The sequence below is a fragment of the Streptomyces sp. DH12 genome (assembly GCF_020873895.1).
GTDB lineage: Bacteria > Actinomycetota > Actinomycetes > Streptomycetales > Streptomycetaceae > Streptomyces.
This window is the reverse complement of record NZ_JAHWGT010000225.1, coordinates 1-776: the sequence shown is the minus strand read 5'-3', so window position 1 is coordinate 776 and position 776 is coordinate 1. Positions and strand designations below refer to the sequence as shown.

Annotated in this window: 1 protein-coding gene; it reads right to left on the bottom strand. The window is 68.8% G+C overall.

What is annotated here, in order from left to right; genetic code table 11:
• On the bottom strand, nucleotides 1–755 hold a 755-nt coding region (locus LPA54_RS33680; RefSeq protein ID WP_267487935.1), incomplete at its 3' end, for a type I restriction endonuclease.
• Nucleotides 756–776: the final 21 nt, after the last annotated feature.

Sequence of the window (776 nt, the reverse complement as noted above, 5' to 3'; positions counted from 1 at the left end):
AGGCCGTGCAGTGCCAGGTTCTGTCCCGACTCCGAGAAACCGTCGGCGGTCAGCGGGTCGACGCGGGCGCCGAACTCGTCCGTGTTCCATGGGGCGAAGTGCTCGTACGGGGTGAACGGCGTGCCGTACTTCGCGGTGATGCCGTCGGAGAGCAGAACGACCGCGTTGTAGCGGAAGGCGGTCGGGAACTCCTGCACGTACCGCGCCACTTGGGCGTGGGCCGTCTGGAGCGTCGCGTCCTCGTCACCGGCGCGCTTCAGCTCGATGGCGGCGAGGGGGAGGCCGTTGACGTACAGGATGACGTCGAAGCGGCGGTTCCTGTCGCCGTCGATCACCGTGACCTGGTTGAGGGCGCGGTAGGTGTTCGCGTCTGGGTCGTCCAGGTTGAGGAGGCGGATGGTGGGGTTGTGCTCGGCGCCGTGGGAGTCGGTGTAGGTGACCGAGCGTATGCCGGTGGTGAGGTGGAGGTGGGCGGCCCGGTTCTCCTCGTAGGTGTCCTGGGAGCCGGGGGTGGCGGCGGTCGCCACGGCCTCGCGGACGGCGTCCGGGGGGAGGTCCGGGTTCAGGCGCTCGATCGCCTCCTGGAGGTCCGGGTAGAGGATCAGGTCGTCCCAGGACTTCCGGTGGTCGGAACCGGGCGCGAACGCGTTACCGGAGGCCGGCTGCCAGGCCAACTCAGCCAGCTCGTCGAGCGCGAGCAGCTCCCAGTCGGCTTCGGTGGGGCGGCGATGAGTTCTGTCGTGGGGTGTCGTCATGTGGCGTCCTCGACAATCTTC